Annotated in this window: 1 protein-coding gene; it reads left to right on the plus strand. The window is 58.5% G+C overall.

Annotated elements, in window-relative coordinates:
- On the plus strand, nt 1-289 hold a 289-nt coding region (locus tag RTW80_RS28765), incomplete at both ends, for a DNA translocase FtsK 4TM domain-containing protein (RefSeq protein ID WP_312721507.1).

Genomic DNA, 289 nt, shown 5'->3' on the forward strand with positions numbered 1-289 from the left:
CTGTTGAGCTCCGCGCTGCAACCGATGCTTCACAGCAGCGGCGGCACGCTGGCGCTGCTTTGTATCTGGGCAGCGGGCCTGACGCTGTTTACCGGCTGGTCCTGGGTGAGCATTGCCGAAAAAATCGGCAGCTTTATTCTGACTCTGCTGACGTTTGCCAGCAATCGCACCCGTCGTGATGATACGTGGGTCGATGAAGATGAATATGAAGATGAGTACGAAGAGGAAGACGAGGCACCCGTGCAGCGTCGTGAATCCCGCCGTGCCCGTATTCTGCGCGGTGCTCTGG

It is taken from the genome of Escherichia sp. AM3 (assembly GCF_032029835.1).
GTDB classification, from domain to species: domain Bacteria; phylum Pseudomonadota; class Gammaproteobacteria; order Enterobacterales; family Enterobacteriaceae; genus Escherichia; species Escherichia coli.